Genomic DNA, 24,444 nt, shown 5'->3' on the forward strand with positions numbered 1-24,444 from the left:
GCCCCCGCTGGGCCCCGCCCCGGTCACGGCCCCTGCTGAGCCCCGCCCCGGTCACAGCCCCCGCTGCGCCTCGTACAGGTTCCGCGGCCGTACCGCGTCGGTCGTGCCGTACAACTCCAGACGGGAGTGCAGGTCGCCCGTGAAGTCGGGCACGTCGATCTGGTCGAACTCCGTGACCTCGTTGATGCCGACGGTGGCGGAGTACGGCGCCAGGCCGTCGATCTTCATCAGGCCCGCGCGGCCGTTCGTCACGCGGAGGTTCCAGTGGGTGAAGCGGGCGCCGAAGAGGGGCCCGGCGATGGCGTCGCCGCCGTGACGGCCGTTGTTGTTCACGGTGATGTCCGTACGGACGTTCGCGAACGGCAGCCCCCGGTGCGAGTCGAACGTGCCCATCTGCATCTCGCCGCGCGACCAGACGTTGTACGAGGACAGGCCCTCCACGTTGATGCCGTGGAGCTGGGTGTTCGGCGGGGCCGGGACGGTCCGCTGCTCGATCGTGAAGTCCTCGATCAGGTTGTCGTGCGAGCCCTCGCGGCAGAAGTAGGGGTGGTGCGAGCCACGGCCCGCCACGCGCGTGCGGCGCAGTGTGCAGGAGGAGGCGGCGACCAGGCCGAAGCCGTTGTCCACGTGCCGCACGACGACGTCGTCCGCCCAGCAGTCGTACGCGCACTGGAACGCGACCCCGTTGTAGCCCTTGTCCAGCAGGTGCTGGGACTGCGGGGTCTCGATCGCCTGGAGGGTGAGGCCCTCGACGCCCGCGCCGGTCAGCTCCCGCACGTGAGTGGTCAGGCGCGGATCCCACTCCGGGCGCACGTCCAGCGGAAGAGGTCGCTCGAACGTGACCTTCCGGCCCGCCACGCGCGCGATGCGCACGGGCCACTCATAGGGGACGTAGGACGTCAGCTTCGTCTTGTCGTCCCAGGAGTACGCCTGCGGGCCGGGACCACCGCCCGACATGTGCTCCAGGAGGGTGTGGCCGGCGTCGTCCGCGAGGCGGAGCAGGACGAGTCGGCCCGGCCTCAGCCGGCGGGCGTCGGCGACCGTCACCGTCCAGGAGCCCTGCCTGGCGGGGGACACCGTGGTCAGCGTCTCCCACTCGTCGCGCCTGTTGCCGGTCCAGCCCTCGAACGGCCATGCCTGCGCCCGGATGGCCGCGACCAGGGAGTCCCAACGGGCCTTGGGGGCCAGCCAGATGAGACCCCCCGCCCAGGACCAGGACGACTTGGTGCCGCCGTAGCGGGAGCCGTAGACGCCGATCAGCTCGGTCAGGTTCTTCGTCGCGTACAGCGTCGTACGGTCGCTGCCCGCGCCCCGCAGTACGACGTTGTCGTACCCGATGTGGATCAGGCCGTCGATGCGGAAGGTGCCGGGCGGGATGGTGACCGTGCCACCGCCGGCCCTTCCGGCGGCGGCGATGGCACGGTTGATCGCGGGTGCGCAGTCGGTCGTGCCGTCCCCCACGGCCCCGTAGGCGGTCACGTCGGCCACCACGGGGCGGCGGGGCAAGCGCGCCGCCCCGAGCCGGTGACCGGCCCGGCCCACGTACGGGATCTGTGGATGGGTGAAGGGCGTGCGGACGAACTCGTGCCACAGGGCGGGCACCTGGCCCCTGGACGGTGTGGCGGCCGCCGCCGTCGTTCCGGTGGCGGCGGCGCCCGCCACGGCGATGGCGCCTGCGAGCAGGCTCCGTCTGCTGATGTCCGCGTGCCCCTTGCCCATGCCCGAACCGCCTTCCAGGGATCCCCGGGACGAGCCCGGGAGATAAAGTCCATGGATGTGAACGATGTTCAGAAGTGTGCTGGCCGTGAGCATGCCACGGGGCCGCACGGTGCGGAAGGGGTCGTGCGGCGATGAATTACAGGGCCCGGAGGGTCAGTGCTCGGGGCGCTGGGTCAGATGACTGAACGCCTCCAGGTTGCGGGTGGACTCCCCGCGGGACACCCGCCAGGCGTACTCCTTGCGGATCGCGGACGCGAAACCCAGCTCCAGAAGGGTGTTGAAACTGCCGTCGGCCGCCTCCAGGACCGAGCCGAGCAGCCGGTCCACCTCGTCCGGGGTGACCGCGGCCAGCGGCAGCCGGCCGGTGAGGTAGATGTCGCCGAGCGGGTCGACGGCGTAACTCACCCCGTACAGCTTCAGGTTGCGCTCCAGCAGCCAGCGGTGCACCGCGGGCTCGTTCTCGTCGGGGTGGCGGATCACGAAGGCGTTGAGGGACAGCGAGTGCCGGCCGACGATCAGTGAGACGGTCGTCGACAGCTTGCGCGTCCCGGGGAGCTTCACGACGTACGAGCCCGACTGCGGGCTCTCCCACTCCAGTTCGGCGTCCTTCAGGACCCCTTCGATGACCTGTGCGGCCCGCTGCTCATCGGACATGCCAGGCAGCGTACGCGAGGTGTCAGCCGTGGTGGGTGCGCGCCCGGCGCCGGTGGGCCTGCATGGCGTCCGTGTACACCCCGGCGGTCGTGGAGGCCGCCGCGTCCCAGCCGAACGACCGGGCGTGCAGGGACGCGGCCTCGCCCATGCGTGCGCACAGCTGCGGCTCGTCGGCGAAATCGCGCAGTACGCGCGCGTACGCGGCGGGATCGTGGCCTTCGACCAGGAACCCGGTGTGCCCGTCCCGTACGGCGACGGGCAGTCCCCCGACCGCGGCCGCCAGGACCGGCGTGCCGACGGCCTGTGCCTCGATCGCGACGAGCCCGAAGGACTCGCTGTACGACGGCATCACCAGGACGGACGCGGCGCGGAACCAGTCGGCGAGCTCGTCCTGCCGCACCGGCGGCCGGAAGCGGACGACGTCGGAAATGCCCAGCCGGGCGGCGAGCTTCTGCAGCCCCTCCGGCTTGGCGAGCCCGCTGCCGCTGGGGCCGCCCACGACGGGCACGACGATGCGGGAGCGCAGCTCGGGGCGCTCGTCGAGGAGGACGGCGACGGCGCGCAGCAGCACGTCGGGCGCCTTCAGGGGCTGTATGCGCCCGGCGAAGAGCGGGATCAGCGCGTCCTGTGGCAGGCCGAGCCGGGCCCGGGCGGCAGCCCGGCCGTCGGCGGGCCGGAAGCGCTCCAGGTTCACCCCGGGGTGGACGACGGCCACCTTGTCGGGGTCGGCGGCATAGTGGCGTACGAGCTCGTCGGCCTCTTCGGAGGTGTTGGCGATGAGCCGGTCCGCGGCGGCCACGATCTGCATCTCGCCGATGACCCGGGCGGCGGGCTCGGGGGTGTCGCCCTCGGCGAGGTTGGCGTTCTTGACCTTGGCCATGGTGTGCATGGCGTGCACCAGGGGGACGCCCCAGCGCTCGGCGGCCAGCCAGCCGACGTGCCCGGAGAGCCAGTAGTGGGAGTGCACGAGGTCGTAGTAGCCGGGGCGGTGACCGGCCCACGCCTGCATCACACCGTGCGTGAAGGCGCACAGCTGGGCCGGGAGGTCCTCCTTGGCCAGCCCCTCGTACGGTCCGGCGTCGACGTGCCGGACCAGCACGCCCGGGGCCAGCTGGACGGCCGGCGGCAGAGCGGCCGTGGTGGCCCGGGTGAAGACCTCGACCTCGATGCCCTGGGCGGCGAGCCGCTGGGCCAGCTCCACGATGTAGACGTTCATGCCGCCGGCGTCACCCGTGCCGGGCTGGTGCAGCGGTGAGGTGTGCACGGAGAGCATGGCCACACGGCGGGGCCTGCGGTGCGGCAGCCGCAGCCGCGAGGTGGTCGCCGGGGAGCGACGCCCGAGCCTGGTGACGTACTGGCTCACGTGGCGTTCCTCCTTGCTGCGGGCATGCCTGTGCGGACGGCGCGGAACACCCTCCAAGGAGTCGAACGCCGCGCGAGTGCGCACCATTTCCCGCGGAGGCGGTTTTACCCAATCATTGCCATGTGTCGGTCAACCGTTCGAGGCGTGGGGCTGCCGGGCCGGTGCCCGTCCGGCGGCGGCGTCAGGTCGACAGGGGGATCGACGGCGTCAGGTCGACAGTGCGGATCGACGGCGTCAGGCCGACAGGGGGACCGGGTGGATCTCGTCCGCCTTGTGGCCTGCTCGTTCGTGGATGCGCTGCACCGCCTCGGCCGAAGGGGCCTCGGACAGGCAGTAGACCGTTCCCGACTCCGGGTCCGCCCACGCGTGCTGGAAGTGCACGCCCTCTTCCTCCTCGATGGCGAGGTCTGCCTGGTGGGCCTCGCTCAGCTGATCGGCCGTGATGCCCTTCATACCGCGGTGGATGTCCATGAACTGGGCCATGGCCTGGTACCTCGTTCCTGGTGCGCCCCCGTTCCTTCCTTTCCTTCCTTCTCTTTCATGCTGCGCTCGTGGGCTTCCCCATGCATGCGAGGGGCCCCGGCAGCGCGCCGGGGCCCCTCGTCGTCGTAGGTCTGTGTTCCGTTGTCGTGCTGTCGTGCTGTCGTGCGCGATGCGCTGTCAGCCGCACTGGCAGGGCGCGCCCGACTGGCACCCGCATCCGCAGCCGGAGCCGCAGCCGCAGGCGCCGACCAGCGGCAGGCTTGTGATCTCGGCGGGCTGCTGGGTCTCGCGCTCCTGCGTGGGGTCGGGCGTACTCGGGGTCTCGGGCATGGGTCCCTCCTCGAAGGATGTCGAGACTGGTGCCTCAGCCCATTGCATGCCCGCTGGGCCGGGCGCATCAACGGCGCACAGGGGCTCGTACACGCCCGGCCGGCCTTCTTCAGGCCCCTTGCGGGCTCCCCGTCACGCGCCCTCGACGCCCGTCACCGGCTGGACACCGGACTGGATGTCGTCCGCGTGCTCACCGGTCACCAGGTACACCACCCGCTTGGCCACCGCGACCGCGTGGTCGGCGTAGCGCTCGTAGTAGCGGCCCAGAAGGGTCACGTCCACGGCGGTCTCGATGCCGTGCCTCCAGCGCTCGTCGATCAGGTGCTGGAAGAGGGTGCGGTGCAGCAGGTCCATGTCGTCGTCGTCCTGCTCGAGCTGCAGCGCCAGGTCGACGTCCTTGGTGATGATCACCTCGGCCGCCTTCGCCATCAGGCGCTGGGCGAGCTGGCCCATCTCCAGGATGGTGGCGTGCAGGTCGTGCGGCACGGCGCGCTCGGGGAAGCGCAGCCGGGCCAGCTTCGCGACGTGCTGGGCGAGGTCGCCCGAGCGCTCGAGGTCCGCACTCATCCTGAGCGACGTCACCACGATGCGCAGGTCCGTCGCCACCGGCTGCTGGCGGGCCAGGAGGGCTATCGCGCGCGCCTCCAGGTCGTGCTGGAGGTCGTCGACCTTCTGGTCGGCCTCGATCACGGCCTCCGCCAGCTTCAGGTCGGCGTCGAGGATGGCCGTCGTGGCACGCCCGATCGCCGACCCGACCAGCCGGGCCATCTCGACCAGGCTGTCACCGATCGAGTCAAGTTCCTCGTGGTACGCGTCCCGCATCTGGGTGTCCCTCTCTTACGTCTGCTCCGGGGGGCCGGGGGCCGGGGCCCGTCGTCACCATGACGAAAACACGGCGGACACGGCGCCCTACGCACCCCACGCTCCCACGTTCCGGCCCGTACGCGACTGTTTCCGCCATCCCGAATGAACCAATACCGGCTCCCAGGTGAACTCTGGGCGACGAGTGTTCGAGGTCGCACTCCGATGGCTGTGGGCAGGTGCGAGGACCTGCCTAATCTGGACGCATGGACGTGAACGCGGCGGTCGCCGCAGCGGCAGCGATCGCCGGAGCGCTCACCGGTGTCATCGCCATGCTGGCGTTCCGCTGGAGCGAGCGCGACCAGAAGCGCCCCACCCGCACTTCCCTGCACACCGACCCCGTGCTGCCGCCGGGCGTGGACACGGTGCTGTCCGTCCTGCGCTCCTCGGCCGTCGTCCTCGACGAGGCCGACGCCGTCGTCAAGGCCAGCTCCGCAGCCTATGCGCTCGGGCTGGTGCGCGGCGGCAGGCTCGCCGTCGAGCCGATGCTCCACATGGCACGTGACACCCGGCGCGACGGCGAGATACGCCAGGTCGAGCTGGACCTGCCGCGGCGCGGCACCGGACGCGGGGAGGCGCTCGCCGTCTCCGCGCGCGTGGCGCCGCTCGGCTCCCGGCTGGTCCTGCTGCTCGTCGAGGACCTCACCGAGGCCCGCCGGATAGAGGCGGTGCGCCGTGACTTCGTGGCGAACGTCAGCCATGAGCTGAAGACACCGGTGGGCGCCCTGTCGCTGCTCTCCGAGGCCGTGATGGACGCCTCCGACGACCCCGAGGCCGTGCAGCGCTTCGCGGGCCGGATGCAGGTCGAGGCCACCCGCCTGACCAACCTCGTGCAGGAGCTCATCGACCTCTCCCGGGTGCAGAACGACGACCCGCTGGAGGACGCCGAGCCCGTACGCGTCGACGAACTGGTCGCCGAGGCCATCGACCGCTGCCGGCACGCTGCCACCACCAAGCAGATCACCATGGCCTCGAATGTGTGGGTGCCCGAAGGGCACGATCAGGGTGGTGGTCGACGGGTGGGAGGCACCGCGGAACTGCACGTGTGGGGCAACCGCGGACAGCTCGCCGCCGCCCTCGGCAACCTGGTGGAGAACGCCGTCAACTACTCGCCCGCCCGCACCCGCGTCGGCATCGCCGCCCGCCGGGTGTCCGCGCCCGGCGGCGACCTGATCGAGATCGCCGTCACCGACCAGGGCATCGGCATCTCCGACAAGGACAAGGAGCGCATCTTCGAGCGCTTCTACCGTGTCGACCCGGCCCGCTCCCGTGCCACGGGCGGCACCGGCCTCGGTCTCGCGATCGTCAAGCACGTGGCCGCCTCGCACGGCGGGGAGGTCACGGTGTGGAGCTCCGAGGGTCAGGGCTCCACCTTCACCCTGCGGCTGCCGGAGGCGGGTGCGGCCCGCGACCGCGCGACCGACCATCCGTCCGACCTCGATGACGAGGACGGCCTGCCCGACGGGACGACCCCCACCGTCTCATCCCCGTACGAACCGCTTCCCGCCCCGGAGGTCCTTCCGTGACCCGAGTGCTCGTCGTCGAGGACGAGGAGTCCTTCTCCGACGCCCTGTCGTACATGCTCCGCAAGGAGGGCTTCGAGGTCGCCGTCGCGACCACCGGGCCCGACGGACTCGACGAGTTCGAGCGCAACGGCGCCGACCTCGTCCTCCTCGACCTGATGCTGCCGGGTCTGCCCGGCACGGAGGTGTGCCGTCAGCTGCGCGGCCGCTCCAACGTCCCCGTCATCATGGTGACCGCCAAGGACAGCGAGATCGACAAGGTCGTCGGGCTGGAGATAGGAGCCGACGACTACGTCACCAAGCCGTTCTCCTCGCGGGAGCTGGTCGCCCGGATCCGGGCCGTGCTGCGCCGCCGCGGCGAGCCGGAGGAGGTGACGCCGGCCGCGCTGGAGGCCGGTCCGGTGCGGATGGACGTCGACCGCCACGTGGTCACGGTCTCCGGGTCGAAGGTCGACCTGCCGCTGAAGGAGTTCGACCTGCTGGAGATGCTGCTGCGCAACGCGGGTCGCGTGCTGACCCGTATGCAGCTCATCGACCGGGTGTGGGGCGCGGACTACGTGGGCGACACCAAGACCCTCGACGTCCACGTCAAGCGCCTGCGCGCCAAGATCGAGCCGGACCCGGGCGCCCCGCGCTACCTGGTGACGGTCCGCGGCCTCGGCTACAAGTTCGAGCCGTAAGCCGTAAGCCGTAAGCCGTAAGCCGTAAGCCGTAAGCCGTAAGCCGTAAGCCATAAGCGAGACAACGACGGCGGCGGCGCGCCGGCGCACGCATCGCACGACGAAGGGCGGGACTCCTGGCGGAGTGCCGCCCTTCGTGCGTGTGGGGGTGTGGCGGTGCGTGCCGCACTGCCGGCGGCCGTGCCCGCCTCCACGCGGACCCGTACGGCGAAGGGCGGCACCCCCACCGGGGTACCGCCCTCGTGTCCGTGCCCGGGAGTCCCTCAGTGGCTCGGGGACTTCGACGCGGTCGCCGACGGTGATCCCTCGGCGCCCGCGGCCGGGGAACCCTGCACTGAGGTCGACGGCTTGGGGGAGCCCGGCGCCGACGTGGCCGGGGACGCGGAGGCGGTGGCCGACGGCGACGGGATGTTGCTCGGGCCCCACTTGGTGAAGTAGCCCTCGGCGGGGACCACGAACGCCCGCAGGCTCACGTCCCCGGCCTCGCTGAAGCTGAACGTGATCTTCTGCGCGTTGCCGTCCTGCACGGCCTCCCGGCCGCTCGGCAGCACCGCGGAGGCGTTGCCCTTGCCGCCGATCACGACGGAGCCGCCGGCCGGGATGGTGAGCTTGCCCTTGCCCGAGGCGGGGCTGAGCTCTGCGGTCTTGCCGGTGCCGTCGAGCGTGATGGAGTCCAGCGTCTGGTCCGTGCGGCCGGCGTTGAAGACCGTCGCGGAGATGACGGCCGGCCCGGTGGACTTCGGGTCGGGCTGGGTGATGACGAGCGCGTTCTGGATCTTGATGTTTCCGACGCTGGTCGCCGCGTTGTCCGGCTTGACCTGGAGCGTCTGGCTGTCGTTGCCGGCGCCGCAGGCGGCGAGCGAGGCGATCGAGAACGCGATGGCGGCGGCGGCGAGGGCGCCGCGTCGAAGGCTGCTGCTCACGGCGGCGGCAACTCCTTGTACGTGGGCGAAGCAGGGCGACCCCCTGATAAAGCCGCCCTAAGTATCTGTCAGCGGCCTTAGGTTACCGAGCCGCTCCCGGGCCACCGCACCCGACCCTCCCCAAGCCCGGCACTTCGCCGCACGGGTCCGGCCCGGGCCGCAGCGCGCCCTGCCGCTGCCAGGGCGACGCCACTGCGGTCAACCCCGTTCACGGCAGTCCCACCTGCCACTTTGAACACTCCTGACTCAGCATTCACATAAGCGTCTCCTCACCCGCCCCGGGGATTTCCCATAAGGAATGCGAGGCGGGTTGCGAGGCGGGTGGCGAAAATCGATCACCGGCACAACAAGCGCGCCTCGCCCGAGCCCTTGATCAATTCCGGATTCGACTCGTACCCGCCTCCGCACACCGAACGGAGTAGCGGAAGTCGATCACTTGGGGGTGGACAAAAGCGGATGTTCCAGGCACGCTCGGAGCCCTGAGACGTGTGTAACGCCCGGGTTCCGCCCCGCCCGCACAGCCGCTCCGACCTGCGAATACCCTCTTCCGCTCACCCCTCGAAGCACGTTGCGGTCGCGCTTGTCAAGCCCCGAGATATGCCCTGACCTGCGAAAACGCCATTCAGAACGCGCGGTTTCCGTGTTACCCTGGATAGCCACGGAAGGGGTACCTGTCACATGACGTTCAAGGTTGGCGACACCGTGGTCTATCCCCATCACGGGGCCGCGCTGATCGAGGCCATCGAAACTCGCCAGATCAAAGGCGTGGACAAGACCTACTTGGTGCTGAAGGTCGCCCAGGGCGACCTGACGGTGCGTGTGCCAGCGGACAATGCGGAGTTCGTCGGCGTGCGTGATGTGGTCGGTCAGGACGGGCTGGACCGGGTCTTCGAGGTGCTGCGCGCGCCGTACGCCGAGGAGCCCACGAACTGGTCTCGTCGTTACAAGGCAAACCTGGAGAAGCTCGCCTCCGGCGACGTCATCAAGGTCGCGGAAGTCGTGCGTGACCTGTGGCGCCGCGAGCGCGAGCGCGGACTCTCCGCCGGTGAGAAGCGGATGCTCGCCAAGGCCCGGCAGATCCTGGTGAGCGAGCTCGCCCTCGCGGAGAACACGAACGAGGACAAGGCCGAGGCTCTCCTCGACGAGGTCCTCGCGTCCTGACGCCTCCCGGCCCGCTCGCTCCCCGGCCAGGAGCGTGGCGGACCGACCGGCGCACAGCACACACGCGATGCCGCGGTGCCCGATGACACAGTAGATGTCGCCGGGCGCTGCGGCATGTTCGTACCCGTCCCCGCCCGGCGTACCCATGACGCCGCGGCCCGAACCTCAGGTGCAACAGCCGGAACGCGAAAAGCCCTGCCCGGATCCCTGTGCCGACGGGGAAACCCCGATACTTGGCGTGCCGGGCCCGGGCAGTCGGCTCGACCAGAAGTCACGGAAGGGTCCGGTCAAGGCGTCGCGCCCGGCACGGTGTGGCCATACCCATCCCGGCCGAGCACACAAACCTGACAGGAACCGATGTCTGACGATTCGCGCCCTTCGACCACCGAGCCGCCCGCCGTCCGTACCGCCGCGGTGATTCCGGCCGCCGGCCGGGGCGTACGCCTCGGCCCGGGTGCCCCCAAGGCGCTCCGCGCGCTCGGTGGCGTTCCCATGCTCATCCACGCCGTGCGCGCGATGGCGGCGTCCCGCGCGGTCTCCCTCGTCGTCGTCGTGGCCCCGCCCGACGGGACCCCCGAGGTCAAGTCGCTGCTCGACGCGCACGCGCTGCCGGAGAGGACCGACTTCCTGGTCGTCCCCGGCGGCGAGACGCGCCAGGAGTCCGTACGGCTCGGCCTCGACGCCCTGCCGCCCGAGTACGGGATCGTCCTGGTCCACGACGCGGCCCGCCCCCTGGTGCCGGTGGACACGGTGGACGCGGTGATCGAGGCGGTACGGGAGGGCGCGCCGGCCGTCGTCCCGGCGCTGCCGCTCGCCGACACGGTGAAGGAGGTCGAGCCGGCCGCCGCGCCCGGCGATCCCGAACCGGTCGTCGCCACGCCCGACCGCGCCAGGCTGCGCGCGGTGCAGACCCCGCAGGGCTTCGACCGGGCGACGCTGATCCAGGCCCACGAGACGGTCACGGACAACGTCACGGACGACGCGAGCATGGTGGAGCAGCTCGGGCTGCCGGTCGTCGTGGTCCCCGGCCACGAGGAGGCCTTCAAGGTCACGCGACCGCTGGACCTGGTGCTCGCGGAGGCGGTCCTGACCCGCAGGAGGCTCACCGATGGGTTCTGAGGCGTCCGACGTCCGGCTGCCGCCGGGTGGGCCGCTGCTGCCCCAGGTGGGCATCGGCACCGACATCCACGCCTTCGAGGAGGGGCGGGAGCTGTGGTGCGCGGGCCTGAAGTGGGACGGCGAGGGGCCCGGACTCGCGGGCCACTCGGATGCGGACGTGGTCGCACACGCCGCGTGCAACGCGCTCTTCTCCGCCGCCGGCCTCGGCGACCTGGGGCAGCACTTCGGCACCGGGCGGCCCGAGTGGTCCGGGGCGTCCGGGGTGACACTGCTCGCGGAGGCGGCACGGATCGTGCGCGAGGCGGGGTTCCGGATCGGGAACATCGCGGTGCAGGTCGTGGGGCCGCGCCCGAAGATCGGCAAACGCCGCGACGAGGCACAGAAGATCCTCTCGGAGGCGGCGGGCGCACCGGTCTCGGTCTCCGGCGCCACGACGGACGGCCTCGGCTTCCCCGGCCGGGACGAGGGCCTGATGGCGGTGGCGACGGCGCTGGTGGTGCGGGTTCGCTGACGGCGGTGCTGGTGGTGCCGGTTCGCTGACGGTGGGCCTTTTTGGTGCGCGTGCGATGCCGACGCCGCTCGTGGTGCGGGCGTGCTGAGAGCGTGCGAGGGTACCGGCAGAGTGACCAGCGACACATGACCCAGGTCCCGGAGGCACCCATGCCGACCGCCGTACTGTCCGACCGCCTCAAGAGCCTGCTCGACGGCCCCGTCTTCATCGTCGTCGGCACGATCCAGCCCGACGGCAGCCCCCAACTGTCCCCCGTGTGGGTCAAGCGGGACGGTGACGACCTCCTCTTCTCCACGACGGTCGACCGCCGTAAGAAGCTGAACCTGGACCGCGACCCCCGGGTGAGCGTGGTGGTCCTGAACCCCGACGCGCCGTACGAGTACGCGGAGATCCGCGGCACCGCGGAGATGACCACCGAGGGCGCCCGCGAACTGATCGACGAACTGTCGCTGAAGTACACGGGGAAGAAATACGCCGAGTTCAACCCGGCGTCGGCGCAGGACGCGGATCGGGTGGTGGTGCGGGTGGTGCCGCAGAAGGTGGCGGGGCGGCTCTGAGGCGGGAAGACCTGCCGCATCCGCCGCATGATCGGGTGACGGTCTTGGTGGGCTGGGCGCCGGACACCGGCCCCGGCCCACTACTCTGGACTCGTGACTATTCGCCTGTACGACACCAGCGCCCGGCAGATCCGTGACTTCACCCCGCTCAAGCCGGGTTGTGTCTCGATCTACCTGTGTGGCGCCACCGTGCAGGCCGCACCGCACATCGGGCACATCCGCTCGGGCCTCAACTTCGACATCATGCGCCGGTGGTTCGAGTACCGCGGGTACCAGGTGACCTTCGTCCGGAACGTCACCGACATCGACGACAAGATCATCGCGAAGTCCGCGGACCATGGCCGCCCCTGGTGGGCCATCGGCTACGAGAACGAGCGTGCCTTCAACGAGGGGTACACCGGGCTCGGCTGCCTCCCGCCGACGTACGAACCGCGCGCGACCGGTCACATCACCGAGATGGTCGAGATGATGCGCGCTCTCATCGAGCGCGGGCACGCCTACGAGGCGGACGGCAACGTCTACTTCGACGTGCGGTCCTTCCCGGAGTACCTCCAGCTGTCCAACCAGGAGCTGGAGAACCTCCAGCAGCCCTCCGGCGTCGGGGAGACCGGCAAGCGGGACCCGCGGGACTTCGCCATGTGGAAGGCCGCCAAGCCCGGCGAGCCGACCTGGGAGACGCCGTGGGGACGCGGGCGCCCCGGGTGGCACCTGGAGTGCTCCGCCATGGCGCACAAGTACCTGGGCTCCGCCTTCGACATCCACGGCGGCGGCCTCGACCTCATCTTCCCGCACCACGAGAACGAGATCGCCCAGGCCAAGGCCTTCGGCGACGAGTTCGCCCGGTACTGGGTGCACAACGCCTGGGTCACCATGAGCGGCGAGAAGATGTCGAAGTCCCTCGGGAACTCGGTGCTCGTCTCCGAGATGGTCAAGCAGTGGCGGCCCATCGTGCTCCGGTACTACCTGGGCACGCCGCACTACCGCTCGATGATCGAGTACAGCGAGGAGTCCCTGCGCGAGGCCGAGTCGGCGTTCGCGCGCATCGAGGGCTTCGTGCAGCGCGTCGTCGAGAAGGCCGGAGGTGTCGTCGAGCCCGCCGCCGAGGTGCCGCCCGCCTTCGCCGAGGCCATGGACGACGACCTGGGCGTGCCGCAGGCGCTCGCCGTCGTGCACACCACCGTCCGCCAGGGCAACAGCGCGCTCGCGGCCGACGACAAGGAGGCCGCCGTGGCCCGGCTCGCCGAGGTGCGCGCCATGCTCGGCGTCCTCGGCCTCGACCCGCTCGACGCCCAGTGGGCGGGCGAGGGCGACCGCGGCGAGGACCTGCACGGCGTGGTCGACAGCCTCGTGGGCCTGGTGCTCCAGCAGCGCGAGGCGGCCCGCGCCCGCAAGGACTGGGCCACCGCGGACGCCATCCGCGACCAGCTCAACCAGTCCGGGCTCGTCATCGAGGACAGCCCGCAGGGCCCGCGCTGGACGCTCGGCCCGCGCTGATCCCACCACCGATCCGATGATCGATTGTGCCGCCCGGCCCTCCGGGCGGCACACTGCATAGACGTAAGAGACGTACTGGACGTACGTACGAACGCTTCAACAGATACGAACGCTTCAACAGACAGGTAGGTCATGGCCGCGAACAACCGCCGCATGTCCGGCAAGAAGGGCGCGCAGGTCGGCAGCGGCGGCAAGCGACGCCGGGGCCTGGAGGGCAAGGGCCCGACTCCGCCCGCCGAGATGCGCAAGGGACACGCCAAGCAGCGCGCCGCACAGGCGAAGACGCGCCGCGCGCAGGGGCGCACCCAGCGTCGTACGGGCGGGAAGTCCTCTTCCGAGCTGGTCGTCGGGCGCAACCCGGTCGTCGAGGCGCTGCGCGGGGGCGTGCCCGCGTCCACGCTCTACGTCCAGCAGTTCATCGACAACGACGAGCGCGTGCGCGAGGCGCTGCAGCTCGCGTCCGAGCGCGGCGGCATCAACCTCATGGAGGCGCCGCGCCCCGAGCTGGACCGGATGACGAACGGGCTCAACCACCAGGGCCTCGTCCTCCAGGTCCCGCCGTACGAGTACGCGCACCCGGAGGACCTCACCGACGCCGCCTACGACGAGGGCGAGGACCCGCTGATCGTCGCTCTCGACGGGGTCACCGACCCGCGGAACCTGGGCGCCGTGGTCCGTTCCGTCTCCGCTTTCGGCGGGCACGGGGTGGTCGTGCCCGAGCGGCGCGCGGCCGGGATGACCGCCGGTGCGTGGAAGACGTCCGCCGGTACGGCCGCCCGTACGCCAGTCGCCCGCGCCACCAACCTGACGCGCGCCCTGGAGGCGTACAAGAAGGCCGGGATCACGGTCGTCGGGCTCGCCGCCGACGGGGACGTCGAACTCGGTGAGCTGGACGCGCTGGAAGGGCCGGTCGTCGTGGTCGTCGGCAGCGAGGGCAAGGGGCTTTCGCGGCTGGTCGGCGAGACCTGCGACCTCCGGGTGCGGATCCCGATGCCGGGCGGCGCCGAGTCGCTCAACGCCGGTGTGGCGGCGGGGATCGTGCTGTACGAGGCGGCGCGCCGACGCGCGTGACACCGACGAGGCGGAGGGTGCGGACAGATGTTCGCACCCTCGCTCGTACGGGGGAATTCGGTCGTACAGGGCAAGCTTGACGGGGTCCGGACAGATCCACGGAGTCAAAGCAGTGTCCTAACCACACGTCACTCGGTTAGATGAGTGTGGAGACCAGAACACGCCGCACACCCACGGGGGACCGGTCGTCCGGGTTCGACGACGCTCCCGCGCTGAGCATGATGAAGGTGCCGAGCGACCCGGCGCAGGTCATCGTCAATCATGCGAGTTTCCGCGTGCAGTTGGGTGCGTCGGCGCGCCGCGCCCAGTACCCGCGGGTCGCCCGGCACGTCGGCGGCGCGCAGGACGCCGCGCGCATGCCCGTCGCCGGTACGGCGGGGCCCGCCGGCCGCCGTCCGCCCGTCGTCTGGAGCGGTAAGTCGGCGCCCGACGACACCGGCGCACACCGGCTGCTCCAGGCCGTACGGACGTCGAGCGTGACGCACGGCGAGGAGGCGGGCGGCGACCCGGGCGCCACCCAGGTCATCCCGCGCGTCGGACTGGACGGCGCGGCGGGCACCGGCGGCTACGACGACCACCTGAGCGCACAGACGCTTCAGACGCCGGTCGTCGGTGCCCAGCGTGGGCCGCTGGCCGGGGAGACCCGGCTGCTGCCCCCGATGCGGAGCGTGGAGAGCGCGTACGACGACGTCGCGTACGACGGGCACAGGCACGCCTACGACGAACCGCCCTACGGGGACGGCGAGTTCGCGGACGCGGTGCGCACCGAGGAGCTCGCGAACGGGCCGCGGAGCAGGCGGCACGGCGGCGACCACGTACGGCACGCCTACTACCCCGGGCGCCGGATGAACCTCGGCGTGGTGCTGCTGCCGTTGCGCATCTTCCTCGGCTCCATCTCCGCCTACGCCGGCATGGGCAAGCTCTGCGACCCCCTCTACTTCGACGGCGGCAAACGGGGGTCCATGGTCACCTGGCTGAACACCCTGCACCCCTGGCAAGTCGCCGAGCCGCTGCGGCAGTTCGCGCTCCACCACCCCGTCGGCACCGGCCTGGTCATCGCCTTCCTCCAGGTGATCGTGGGTGTGCTGACCGTCCTCGGCCTGTGGCAGCGGGTCGCGGCCGCGGCCGGGGCGCTGCTGTCGGCGGCACTGATCGTGACGGTGAGCTGGCGGACCACCCCCGGATACGACGCGCCCGACATCATCTACCTCGCCGCCTGGTCGCCGCTCGTCATCGCGGGGGCGCCGGTGTACTCCGTGGACGGCCGCCTCGCGGGGAGCGCGTGGCGCCGGCTCGGGCCGCGAGCGGACATCTGGGAGCTGCGGCAGTACGTGCTGCGCCGGGGCGCCGTGGTGACGGGGCTGGTGACCGGGGTGACGCTGCTGGTCGGCTCGCTGCTCGGCGGGGCGGTGCGGGACGCGGACCGCGTGGTCGTGCCCGGGCCCGGAGAGGCGCCGCGCAACGCACTGCCGGGTTCACCGCTGCCCGGGTCGCCGGGCGCGCGGCAGCACAAGGCGAGCCCCTCGGCCTCGCAGCCGCCGACGACCCGGGGCACGACGTCGTCGCCGTCGAGTACGGCCAGGACGCCGGCCACGGCGGGCGCGACCGGCACGGTCACGGGCGGCCAGCCGAGCCAGACCCAGGGCAGCGTGGGCCGGACCCCGCCCCGCCACTCGTCCCCGTCCGGGCGCGCCCCCAGCACCAGCGCGGGCCCCTCCTCGTCGGGCGGCACGGGCACGGCGGGCCCGACCGGCGGCTCGACGGGCGGCTCAGGCGGAGGCGGCGGCAGCAGCTCCGGAGGCTCCGACCACTTGGTGGGCGGGCTGCTGGGTTAGTCCGACGCTCCCACACGAAGGGCCCGCACATGGTGTGCGGGCCCTTCTTCGTGTGGGAGGGGATGTGGATCCGTGCGGGAGAGGGTGTGGGTCCGTGTGGGAGGGGGCGTGGATCCCTGTCGCGGCGTCAGCGGCCCTGGGCAGCGAGCTCCTTTGCCGCCTCCGTGAGGTCCTTCGCCGTGTCGATCGCCCGCCAGTACGCGCCCTGCGGGATCGGGAAGCCCGCCAGGCGGCGTTCGCGGGCCAGGCGGGGGAACGTCGTACGCTCGTGGTCGCCCCGCTCCGGGAGCATCTTCGCGAACTCGGCGGAGAAGACGTAGACCCCCGCGTTGATCTCGAACGTCGACGGCGGGGACTCGATGAAGTCCGTGACGTGGCCGAAGCCGTCCGTCTGCACCGCGCCCCACGGGATGCGCGGCCGCGCCAGCGCCAGCGTGGCGACCGCGTCGCGCTCGGTGTGGAAGTCCGCCATGTCGCGCAGCGAGAACCGGGTCCAGATGTCACCGTTCGTCGCGTACCACGGCTTGTCGGGGTGCGGCAGGTGCTCCGCGGCGTACCGCAGGCCGCCGCCGCGGCCGAGGGGCTCCGACTCCACCACCGTCGTGACGCGCAGTGGCAGGTCTGCGGAGGCCAGCCAGTCCTGCAGGACCTCGGCGAGATGGCCGCAGGAGACCACGACGTCCGTGACGCCCTCCTCGGCGAGCCAGGCGAGCTGGTGGCCGATGATCGGAGTCCCGGTGCCCGGGATCTCCACCATCGGCTTGGGCCGGTCATCGGTGTACGGACGCAGCCGGGAGCCCTGGCCCCCGGCCAGGACAACGGCTTGAACGGGGCGCGAGGCGGCGTTCGGATCGGTCATGACCGAACTGTACGTCGCCCCGCGCCCCGCCCGGCCGGGCCCTCAGCCGCGCCCGCCCGCCACGCCCGAGGCGAAGGACGTGTCGCAGACCGGCCGGGCGTAGGCCTGGGCGCGCGACGGCCCGTACACGCGGACCGCGGCGCGGCCCAGCGCCCTGGCGATGGACGCGCAGTGCTTCGCCAGCGACGGGCGGCCGTTGACGGCCTCCTGGAGGTGGGTGAGGGCGACACCCGGGTTCTTCTCCTGCAGTTCCAGCAGGAGCCTGTCGCGCAGCACGTCCTGCGGGGCCCGGGAGGACGCACGTGTGGAGACGTCTTCGGAGGAGGCGGCGAGCACCGAGTTCGAGCCGCCCGACCAGTTGACGCGGGTCACCGCCAGCGTCCCGGACAGCACCAGGACGACGGGCAGAACGAGGGCGAGGGTGCGGCCGATCCGGCGGGCGGGGCCCCGGCCGCGCCGTCCCTGAGGAGTAGTGGTGTGCTTCACGCGAGTGAGGGTAGCGTCCCGTAGTGATTTGGCGACATTTAGTCACCGGTTCGGGTGATGGGAAAGCGCTGATTTCTGGGTAACGCGTTGACGCGGCCCATCGAAATGCCCCGTATGCCGGGGTATTTGTCGACAGCGAAAAGGGCCCCGCAGCACGCTGCGGGGCCCTTTTCGTCAACCTGGGTGAATAAACCGAGGTCGTCGGGTCAGTCGGAGAGACGCTCGCCCGTGGAGGTCGAGAAGACGTGGGTCTCACCCGAGCGCGGCACGACGTGCAGCCGGCTGCCCTTCTCCGGCACGTCACGGCCGCTGACACGCACGACCAGGTCCTTGGACTCGTCGCCGACCTTCGCGGTGCCGTAGACGTAGGCGTCGGCGCCCAGCTCCTCGACGACGTTCACGGTGACCGCGAGACCCAGGTCGGAGTCCGGGCCGGCCACGTCGAAGTGCTCCGGGCGGACACCGACGGTGACCGTCTTGTCGGTGGTGGCGGAGAGCGCGTCGCGCTGCACCGGCACCACGCTGTTGCCGAACTTCACACCGCCGTCCGCGATCGGGACCTCGACGAGGTTCATCGCCGGGGAGCCGATGAAGCCGGCGACGAAGAGGTTCGCGGGCTTGTCGTACATGTTGCGCGGGGTGTCGATCTGCTGGAGCAGACCGTCCTTCAGCACGGCCACGCGGTCGCCCATCGTCATGGCCTCGACCTGGTCGTGGGTGACGTAGACGGTCGTGATGCCGAGGCGGCGCTGGAGCGACGCGATCTGCGTACGGGTCGACACGCGGAGCTTGGCGTCGAGGTTGGACAGCGGCTCGTCCATGAGGAACACCTGCGGCTCACGGACGATGGCACGGCCCATGGCGACACGCTGGCGCTGACCACCGGAGAGCGCCTTCGGCTTGCGGTCCAGGTACTCGGTGAGGTCGAGGATCTTCGCGGCCTCCTCGACCTTCTTGCGGATCTCCGCCTTGTTGACGCCGGCGATCTTGAGCGCGAAGCCCATGTTGTCGGCGACCGTCATGTGCGGGTAGAGCGCGTAGTTCTGGAACACCATGGCGATGTCCCGGTCCTTGGGCGGCAGGTGCGTCACGTCACGGTCGCCGATCCGGATGGCGCCGGCGTTGACGTCCTCGAGCCCCGCCAGCATGCGGAGCGAGGTGGACTTGCCGCAGCCGGACGGGCCGACCAGAACGAGGAACTCCCCGTCCTCGATGTGGATGTCGAGCGCGTCCACGGCGGGCTTCTCGGTGCCCGGGTAGATCCGGGTCGCCTTGTCGAACGAGACAGTGGCCATGGTGAATGGGCCCCCTTCTACCGGCAGGAACGTGCCGGACGATCCGTTGTAGGAAGGTGGTGTGCCACTACGGAGTACGGAGTTCCGTTGTGGTGTAGTCCACAAGAGTGAACTGGACCGAGACGGTACCTGGCGTTCGCCCGGCTGTCAGTACCTCGGGGCATGTGAACTTCGCGGAAATTTTCGACAGGGCTCGGCCGGGACCTGGGTACACTGCACGAGCGTGCATGGGCACACTTGCCTCGCCCTGCGCATGCCTCCTTAGCTCAGCTGGTCAGAGCGCCGCTCTTGTAAAGCGAAGGTCGTCGGTTCGAATCCGACAGGGGGCTCTCTGTGCACACCTCGCTGATCTGGGGTTTCTCCCCGGGGAGGCGCTCGGTCGGCCTCGGACTCCTGGTCCGGGGCCGTTTGTGTGTGTGCGGTGCGTGAGCGAAGCGGACCGAGGGGTTCCGTGCTCAACGCAATGATCATGCGACACTTGCGCCGCCCTGAACATGACAGCACAGGAACGTGCGAGAAGGAGCGGCGTCGCGTGACCGTTGCAGGACAGATAGACATCGCGGGACCGGTGGGCAAGCTGCTCCACCGGCGCCCGCTCAAGAACAGCACCGTGATGCAGTCGTTCGGCATCGACCCGGTGTCCGGCGACATCTTCGTGCTCCAGGTGATGGAGGGCGGTGTGACCCTCAGCGGGGAGTCCGGACCGGTCTCCGGCGCCGACCGGCTCGCCAATGGAGACATGTGCGTGACGCGCCTCAACCGGTCGGGCGTGATCGTCGGTTACATGTATCTGCGGGGATTCGGCCACGGCGTCAACCTCGGCGTCGAGAACCGCAGCGGCGTCATCCGCCTGTGGACCGAGACGGCATCCGTGGCCAACAGCAGCAACGAGGGCTTCGGCACCGCCATCACCAACTTCGAGTTCCGGACCGGGACGGTCCTGGACTACGGGTCCTCCCTGCACACCACGCCGTACACGCCCGTGACGGGCGCCCGCGGCGTCACCCCCACCATCGACCGCAGTGCCAACGAGCTCATCGTCCGGTTCAGCACCGGCGGCACGATGTACTACGAGCGGTACGACCTGGCCCAGGCGGCGGCGGGCGTCTTCACGCCGCTCCAGCGCCTGGCCCAGCCCGCGGGTCTGGGCGTCTTCCAGGGGTACGCGTCCCACAGCGGCGTTCTGTACCTGCTCGACGGGGAGCACTACGACAGCACCGTCACCCCGCCCAGCACTCCGCACAACCCTCCGCCGGGCAACACCTACATCACCGCTGTCGAGTGGGCCACCGGGAACGTCCTGGACCGGCGGTTCATCACCGCCGCGCCGGGCCTCGACTGGCGCGAGCCGGAGGGCATGACCGTGGAAGTGGTGGGCGGTGTGCCCTACCTCCACTTCGGCTTCGCCTGCGAGGACCCCGGGCCGCGCACCTGCACCATCGTGTCGCTCTCCGGGGCAGCCGAGGTCGACGGCGTCAAGGTGCTCACCGACTGGCAGACCATTCCCCTCGCCTCCGGTGTCAGCGTCGACCAGAACGCCCCCAAGGGACGGCTCATCAGCGTCAGCGGCGTCACGACGCTCCAGCTCAGCGGCGGGGTCAAGGGCACTTTCAACGCCGACGCGGTCATCGGCACACTGCCCGACACGCTCTCCCCGAGCATGGAGACCCGTTGCAACGTCCCGCGCAACAACAGCGGTGGCTACTGCGTCGCCCGGGCCGAGGCCGGCACCGACCGCCAGCTGCGCCTGTACGGCGGGACCTCCACCAACGCCATCACCTGGGCGCAGCTCGACAACTTCAGCGCCGTCTGGCGCTGAAGTCGCCACCCTCCGCCATTCCGCACACGGCCTCGTCAAGGAGACCAACGACCATGTCCTACAACCGCCGTAGCATCCTCGGTGCCGCTCTCGGCCTGCCCGCCGCTGTCGCCGTCGGCAGCGTCGCCACCGCCACCCCCGCGGCTGCCGCCGCCGTCGACGCCACCGCGTGGGCCGATCTGGTGCTGGAGCCCGGCATCACCGCGCAGACCGGCGCGACCCCGCAGGTCCGCATCGTCACCATCCTCGGCACCGCCTTCCTCCAGGCCCGCGGCGCGATCACCTGCAGCCTCACCGCCGACACCAAGATCGCCACTCTCCCGGCGGCCATGGGGCTGCCCACCTGGTATGTCCGCGCCACGACCCCCCGGAACAACAGCCAGGGCATCAACGCCTGCCGCTTCGAGGTGAACACCGCGGGCTCCGTGACCATCTACGGCGCCAACAGCGGCAACCCGATCACCTGGGTCCAGTTCGACTCGATCCAGACGATCTGGCGCTAGGGTCTTTCCGTTCGGATCAGGCCGGACCAGCGAGCCCGGCATGATCCGAACGACGGCCCTAGCTGTTCCGCCGGTGGTTCCGGACGCCGGGAAGCCGTCCGGAACCACCCGGCACACCCCCGTCGGGCGAGCCGAGCTCAGGCACGCCTGAGGACCGCCCCCAGCACCTCCCGCAGCGCCCCCACCGGATCCGGCACGGCTCCCGGTGCCCGCCACGCCACGAATCCGTCCGGTCGTACCAGGACCGCCCCGTCCACCGTCGTGCCGTACGTCCGTGTCCAGTCGGCGGGCCCGGTTCCCTCCCCCTCGTCGTACGTCAGGTCGGCGTCCGGTCCCGTGCCGATGCGGTATGTCTCGAGGCGTGCGCCGTCCGTCACCGCGATGCGGCGGGCCGCGTCGTGCCACCCCGCCGTGGAGCGGGCGTCGCTGAGCAGCACCATGGCGCGTTCGTACAGGTCGAGCGTGGACAGGCGAGCGCTGGAGCGGCGCAGCCAGAGGTGGGGGGCGCGGCTGCCCGGCTCCCCGGTGAGGCGTACGGCGTCGGGTACGACCGGTTGCGCCGGGTCGGCTCCGGCGACGGCGCCCTCGGGGTAGCGGTAGCCGAGGACGACGTTGAGGATGCCGCTTCTCGGGCCGTCGCCGCGCATTCCGGGCGCGGGGGAGAAGCCCGGGTGGCTGTGCTCCACGGAGCGGGCCGAGGCGCGGGCGCTGGTGGCGAGGGCCACCGGCCGGCGCTCGGTGTCGTAGGTTTCCAGCAGGCCGGGTCCGGCCCAGCCGCCGAGGACGGCGGCGAGTTTCCAGGCCAGGTTGTGGGCGTCCTGGATGCCGGTGTTGGAGCCGAACGCGCCGGTCGGGGACATCTCGTGGGCGGAGTCCCCGGCGAGGAAGACGCGGCCGGCCGCGTACCGGTCGGCGACGCGTTCGGCGGCGCGCCAGGACGCCTTGCCGGTGACCTCCACGTCGAGGTCGGGCACGCCGACGGCGCGGCGGATGTGCCGCTGGAGCCGGTCTTCGGTGAACTCCTCGATGGTTTCGCCGCGTTCGGGGTGCCAGGGTGCGTGGAAGACCCACTGCTCCTTGTTGTCGACGGGCAGCAGGGCGCCGTCGGCCTCGGGGTCGGTGAGGTAGCAGCAGATGAAGCGGCGGTCGCCGACCACGTCGGCGAGCAGCTTGGAGCGGAAGGTGACGCTGACGTTGGCGAAGAGGTCGCCGGGCCCGCTCTGGCCGATGCCGAGCCGGCGCCGCACGGGGCTGCGGGGGCCGTCCGCCGCGACGAGGTAGTCGGCGCGGATGGTGTACCGCTCGTCGGTGGCCCGGTCGCGGATGACGGCCGTCACCCCTTCGGGGTCCTGTTCGAAGGACTCCATCTCGTGGGAGTACCTCAGGTCGCCGCCGAGTTCCCGGGCGCTGTCGAGCAGGACGGGTTCCAGGTCGTTCTGGCTGCACAGGCACCAGGTGGTGGGGCTGAACCGGGCGAGTCCGCCGCCCGGGTCGATGTGCCGGAACAGCCATTCGCCGGCGTCGCCGACGAGTGTCGGGGTCTGCAGGATGCCGTGGTTGCCGGCGAGGAGCGAGGCCGCGGTCTTGATGTCGGGTTCGATGCCGGCCACCCGGAAGAGTTCCATCGTCCGCACGTTGTTGCCGCGTCCGCGCGGGTGGATCGAGGTGCCCGCGTGCCGCTCGACGAGGGTGTGCCGCACGCCGTGACGGCCCAGGAACAGGGACATGGACAGGCCCACCAGGGAGCCGCCGACGATGAGGACCGGAACCCGGTGGTCGGCTTCTTGCTGCATCGGTGCCTCCAGGGGCAGGGGTGCGGGGTTGGGCGCGTTGTGGTTTCCATGCCCTCTCCGGGCGGCTTCGCGTGCGTCGGTGCGGCCAATCACCCGCGTGATCACCCACGTGGTTCATACGAGTCGCGCACCACCGGCGGCCGGAACACGATCGAGGAACGCTGACGTCGTGTCACCCGCGGCCGATGTCGGCTTCTGCCCCGCCGAAGGAGAAGAGCGCAGCATGACCACAATGTCTGAACGTGTTTCAGAACCGGTGACGCGACAGGTGTCGAAACGGGTCTCGCAGTCGGTGTTCGACGGCTCCCCGCTCCGGGTCGTCCTGTTGGTGGACGTCTACGACGGAGCTCAGCAGCAGTTCCTGGAGGCGTACGAGCAGCTGTGCAACCAGGTCGCGTCCGTTCCCGGGCACGTCAGCGACCAGCTCTGCCAGTCGATCGAGAATCCCTCGCAGTGGCTCATCACCAGTGAGTGGGAGAGCGCCCCGCCGTTCCTCGCCTGGGTGAACAGCGAGGAGCACGTGCGGATGGTGCAGCCGCTGCACAGCTGTGTCCGGGACACCCGGTCGCTGCGTTTCCACATCGTCCGGGAGACCGGTGGCGAGGCGTCCGCCAGGTCCGCGAACCGGCGGCTGCAGGCGTCCCCGCGGATCGGTGACGGAGTGATCCGCCATGCGCTCACCTTCACGGTCAAGCCGGGCAGTGAGGAGACCGTGGCGAAGATCCTCTCGGACTACGCCTCGCCTCAGGCCCGGGTCGACGACACCACCCGGCTGTGCCGGACCTCGCTGTTCATGCACGGCAACCGGGTGGTGCGGGCCATCGAGGTGCGCGGCGACCTGCTCGCGGCGCTGCGGCACGTCTCCCGGCAGCCGGAGGTGCGGGCGGTGGAGGAGGCCATCAACCCCTATCTGGAGCAGGACCGGGACCTCAACGACCCGGAGTCCGCGCGCGTCTTCTTCACCCGTGCGGCGCTGCCCGCGGTCCACCATGTGACGTCGGATCAGGAGTGCCCGGAGGCGAAGCGGCTCGCGCTGTACTACCCGGCGCGGCCGGGGTGCGGGATGCAGCTGGCCCGGCTGCTCGCGGAACAGGACGAGGCACGGGCGGACGATCCGCGCAGCCCGGTCTGCGGCAGCACGATCTTCCAGCGCGACGAGATCGTCGTACGGCTGATCGATGTCCGCGGCGGTGCCGACGCCGACCCGGTGCTGACCCTCGGCCTGACCGATCCGGGGCAGGCGGCCGAGCTGACCACTCTCCTCGACGGCACCGCCGTCGGTGCGGACGGCTCTGCGCTGAAGGGCGGCGACCCGGCGCGCTTCCTGAAGCTCGCCCGTATGGACCTCATCACCGACCGCCGCTCGGCCGAGGCCTGACCGGCACCACAGGGCCGTGGTGGCCCC

23 protein-coding genes and 1 tRNA gene are annotated in these 24,444 nt (G+C 71.0%); 13 read left to right on the forward strand and 11 right to left on the reverse strand.

The genetic code is table 11. The features are described 5' to 3' along the window. Positions 1-51: 51 nt before the first annotated feature. From ACIRC0_RS27205 to phoU, 6 genes are all read right to left on the reverse strand, one after another. Complete coding sequence (locus tag ACIRC0_RS27205) at positions 52-1,719, reverse strand: glycosyl hydrolase family 28-related protein (RefSeq protein ID WP_403620633.1); 1,668 nt, start codon at positions 1,717-1,719, stop codon at positions 52-54. A 153-nt stretch (positions 1,720-1,872) separates the two neighbouring features. Beyond that, a complete protein-coding gene (locus ACIRC0_RS27210; RefSeq protein WP_403620636.1) occupies positions 1,873-2,373 on the reverse strand; it encodes a YbjN domain-containing protein in 501 nt (166 codons plus the stop codon). 22 nt (positions 2,374-2,395) lie between these two features. Beyond that, positions 2,396-3,736, reverse strand: a complete 1,341-nt coding sequence (gene mshA, locus ACIRC0_RS27215; protein WP_403620639.1) for a D-inositol-3-phosphate glycosyltransferase — start codon at positions 3,734-3,736, stop codon at positions 2,396-2,398. A gap of 234 nt (positions 3,737-3,970) precedes the next feature. Next, positions 3,971-4,219 carry an SCO4226 family nickel-binding protein gene (locus ACIRC0_RS27220; RefSeq protein ID WP_403620642.1) on the reverse strand — a complete coding sequence of 83 codons (249 nt, stop codon included), beginning with the start codon at positions 4,217-4,219 and terminating at the stop codon, positions 3,971-3,973. A gap of 177 nt (positions 4,220-4,396) precedes the next feature. Continuing rightward, positions 4,397-4,549, reverse strand: a complete 153-nt coding sequence (locus ACIRC0_RS27225) for a hypothetical protein (RefSeq protein ID WP_403620645.1) — start codon at positions 4,547-4,549, stop codon at positions 4,397-4,399. Positions 4,550-4,681: 132 nt separating this feature from the next. Next, positions 4,682-5,371: a phosphate signaling complex protein PhoU gene (gene phoU, locus ACIRC0_RS27230; RefSeq protein WP_403620648.1), complete on the reverse strand. Its 690-nt coding sequence runs from the start codon at positions 5,369-5,371 to the stop codon at positions 4,682-4,684. Between the two features lie 245 nt (positions 5,372-5,616). On the opposite strand from phoU, the gene ACIRC0_RS27235 reads away from it, so the two are divergent. Beyond that, on the forward strand, positions 5,617-6,936 hold the full coding sequence (locus tag ACIRC0_RS27235; protein WP_403620651.1) for a sensor histidine kinase: 1,320 nt from the start codon (positions 5,617-5,619) through the stop codon (positions 6,934-6,936). Beyond that, positions 6,933-7,613 carry a response regulator transcription factor gene (locus ACIRC0_RS27240; protein WP_015659563.1) on the forward strand — a complete coding sequence of 227 codons (681 nt, stop codon included), beginning with the start codon at positions 6,933-6,935 and terminating at the stop codon, positions 7,611-7,613. Before ACIRC0_RS27235 ends, ACIRC0_RS27240 begins: the two co-directional genes overlap by 4 nt. 263 nt (positions 7,614-7,876) lie before the next feature. Here ACIRC0_RS27240 and ACIRC0_RS27245 read toward each other — a convergent pair whose 3' ends face one another. Beyond that, complete coding sequence (locus ACIRC0_RS27245; RefSeq protein WP_403620654.1) at positions 7,877-8,536, reverse strand: DUF461 domain-containing protein; 660 nt, start codon at positions 8,534-8,536, stop codon at positions 7,877-7,879. 678 nt (positions 8,537-9,214) lie between these two features. Between ACIRC0_RS27245 and ACIRC0_RS27250 the strand changes: the two genes are divergently transcribed. The 7 genes from ACIRC0_RS27250 (at position 9,215) to ACIRC0_RS27280 (ending at position 16,284) form a co-directional block, all read left to right on the forward strand. Further along, positions 9,215-9,697, forward strand: coding sequence for a CarD family transcriptional regulator (locus ACIRC0_RS27250; RefSeq protein WP_003953493.1), 483 nt, complete (start codon positions 9,215-9,217; stop codon positions 9,695-9,697). A 357-nt stretch (positions 9,698-10,054) separates the two neighbouring features. Then, entirely contained in the window at positions 10,055-10,816 is a 762-nt protein-coding gene (gene ispD, locus ACIRC0_RS27255; RefSeq protein WP_403620657.1) for a 2-C-methyl-D-erythritol 4-phosphate cytidylyltransferase, read from the forward strand. Further along, the gene (gene ispF, locus ACIRC0_RS27260; RefSeq protein ID WP_403620660.1) at positions 10,806-11,327 is read left to right on the forward strand and encodes a 2-C-methyl-D-erythritol 2,4-cyclodiphosphate synthase; all 522 of its coding nucleotides are present in this window, start codon (positions 10,806-10,808) and stop codon (positions 11,325-11,327) included. The genes ispD and ispF overlap by 11 nt, the downstream gene beginning before the upstream one ends. A 149-nt stretch (positions 11,328-11,476) precedes the next feature. Beyond that, a complete protein-coding gene (locus ACIRC0_RS27265) occupies positions 11,477-11,884 on the forward strand; it encodes a PPOX class F420-dependent oxidoreductase (RefSeq protein WP_403620663.1) in 408 nt (135 codons plus the stop codon). A gap of 93 nt (positions 11,885-11,977) precedes the next feature. Further along, positions 11,978-13,378, forward strand: a complete 1,401-nt coding sequence (cysS, locus tag ACIRC0_RS27270) for a cysteine--tRNA ligase (protein WP_403620666.1) — start codon at positions 11,978-11,980, stop codon at positions 13,376-13,378. 132 nt (positions 13,379-13,510) lie between these two features. After that, the gene (gene rlmB / locus ACIRC0_RS27275) at positions 13,511-14,449 is read left to right on the forward strand and encodes a 23S rRNA (guanosine(2251)-2'-O)-methyltransferase RlmB (protein WP_403620669.1); all 939 of its coding nucleotides are present in this window, start codon (positions 13,511-13,513) and stop codon (positions 14,447-14,449) included. A gap of 146 nt (positions 14,450-14,595) precedes the next feature. After that, entirely contained in the window at positions 14,596-16,284 is a 1,689-nt protein-coding gene (locus ACIRC0_RS27280; RefSeq protein ID WP_403621129.1) for a DoxX family membrane protein, read from the forward strand. 127 nt (positions 16,285-16,411) lie between these two features. Here the strand turns inward: ACIRC0_RS27280 and ACIRC0_RS27285 are convergent, their stop codons facing one another. The 3 genes from ACIRC0_RS27285 to ACIRC0_RS27295 all read right to left on the reverse strand — a co-directional run bounded on the left by ACIRC0_RS27285 (position 16,412) and on the right by ACIRC0_RS27295 (position 18,924). After that, entirely contained in the window at positions 16,412-17,143 is a 732-nt protein-coding gene (locus ACIRC0_RS27285; RefSeq protein WP_403620672.1) for an NDP-sugar synthase, read from the reverse strand. A gap of 42 nt (positions 17,144-17,185) precedes the next feature. Further along, the gene (locus ACIRC0_RS27290) at positions 17,186-17,629 is read right to left on the reverse strand and encodes a hypothetical protein (RefSeq protein WP_403620674.1); all 444 of its coding nucleotides are present in this window, start codon (positions 17,627-17,629) and stop codon (positions 17,186-17,188) included. A gap of 206 nt (positions 17,630-17,835) precedes the next feature. Continuing rightward, positions 17,836-18,924: an ABC transporter ATP-binding protein gene (locus ACIRC0_RS27295; RefSeq protein WP_403620677.1), complete on the reverse strand. Its 1,089-nt coding sequence runs from the start codon at positions 18,922-18,924 to the stop codon at positions 17,836-17,838. A gap of 255 nt (positions 18,925-19,179) precedes the next feature. Between ACIRC0_RS27295 and ACIRC0_RS27300 the strand changes: the two genes are divergently transcribed. The 3 genes from ACIRC0_RS27300 to ACIRC0_RS27310 all read left to right on the forward strand — a co-directional run bounded on the left by ACIRC0_RS27300 (position 19,180) and on the right by ACIRC0_RS27310 (position 21,246). Continuing rightward, positions 19,180-19,253, forward strand: a tRNA-Thr gene (locus tag ACIRC0_RS27300). Between the two features lie 203 nt (positions 19,254-19,456). Continuing rightward, positions 19,457-20,743: a hypothetical protein gene (locus ACIRC0_RS27305; RefSeq protein ID WP_403620680.1), complete on the forward strand. Its 1,287-nt coding sequence runs from the start codon at positions 19,457-19,459 to the stop codon at positions 20,741-20,743. A gap of 53 nt (positions 20,744-20,796) precedes the next feature. Beyond that, entirely contained in the window at positions 20,797-21,246 is a 450-nt protein-coding gene (locus ACIRC0_RS27310; protein ID WP_403620683.1) for a hypothetical protein, read from the forward strand. A gap of 137 nt (positions 21,247-21,383) precedes the next feature. On the opposite strand, the gene ACIRC0_RS27315 is transcribed toward ACIRC0_RS27310, so the two are convergent. Continuing rightward, positions 21,384-23,039 carry an FAD-dependent oxidoreductase gene (locus ACIRC0_RS27315; RefSeq protein ID WP_403620686.1) on the reverse strand — a complete coding sequence of 552 codons (1,656 nt, stop codon included), beginning with the start codon at positions 23,037-23,039 and terminating at the stop codon, positions 21,384-21,386. Positions 23,040-23,262: 223 nt separating this feature from the next. Between ACIRC0_RS27315 and ACIRC0_RS27320 the strand changes: the two genes are divergently transcribed. Beyond that, positions 23,263-24,417: a SchA/CurD-like domain-containing protein gene (locus ACIRC0_RS27320; protein WP_403620689.1), complete on the forward strand. Its 1,155-nt coding sequence runs from the start codon at positions 23,263-23,265 to the stop codon at positions 24,415-24,417. The last annotated feature ends 27 nt before the right edge of the window (positions 24,418-24,444 follow it).

Source organism: Streptomyces sp. NPDC093984, assembly GCF_044764595.1.
Lineage (GTDB): Bacteria > Actinomycetota > Actinomycetes > Streptomycetales > Streptomycetaceae > Streptomyces > Streptomyces cynarae.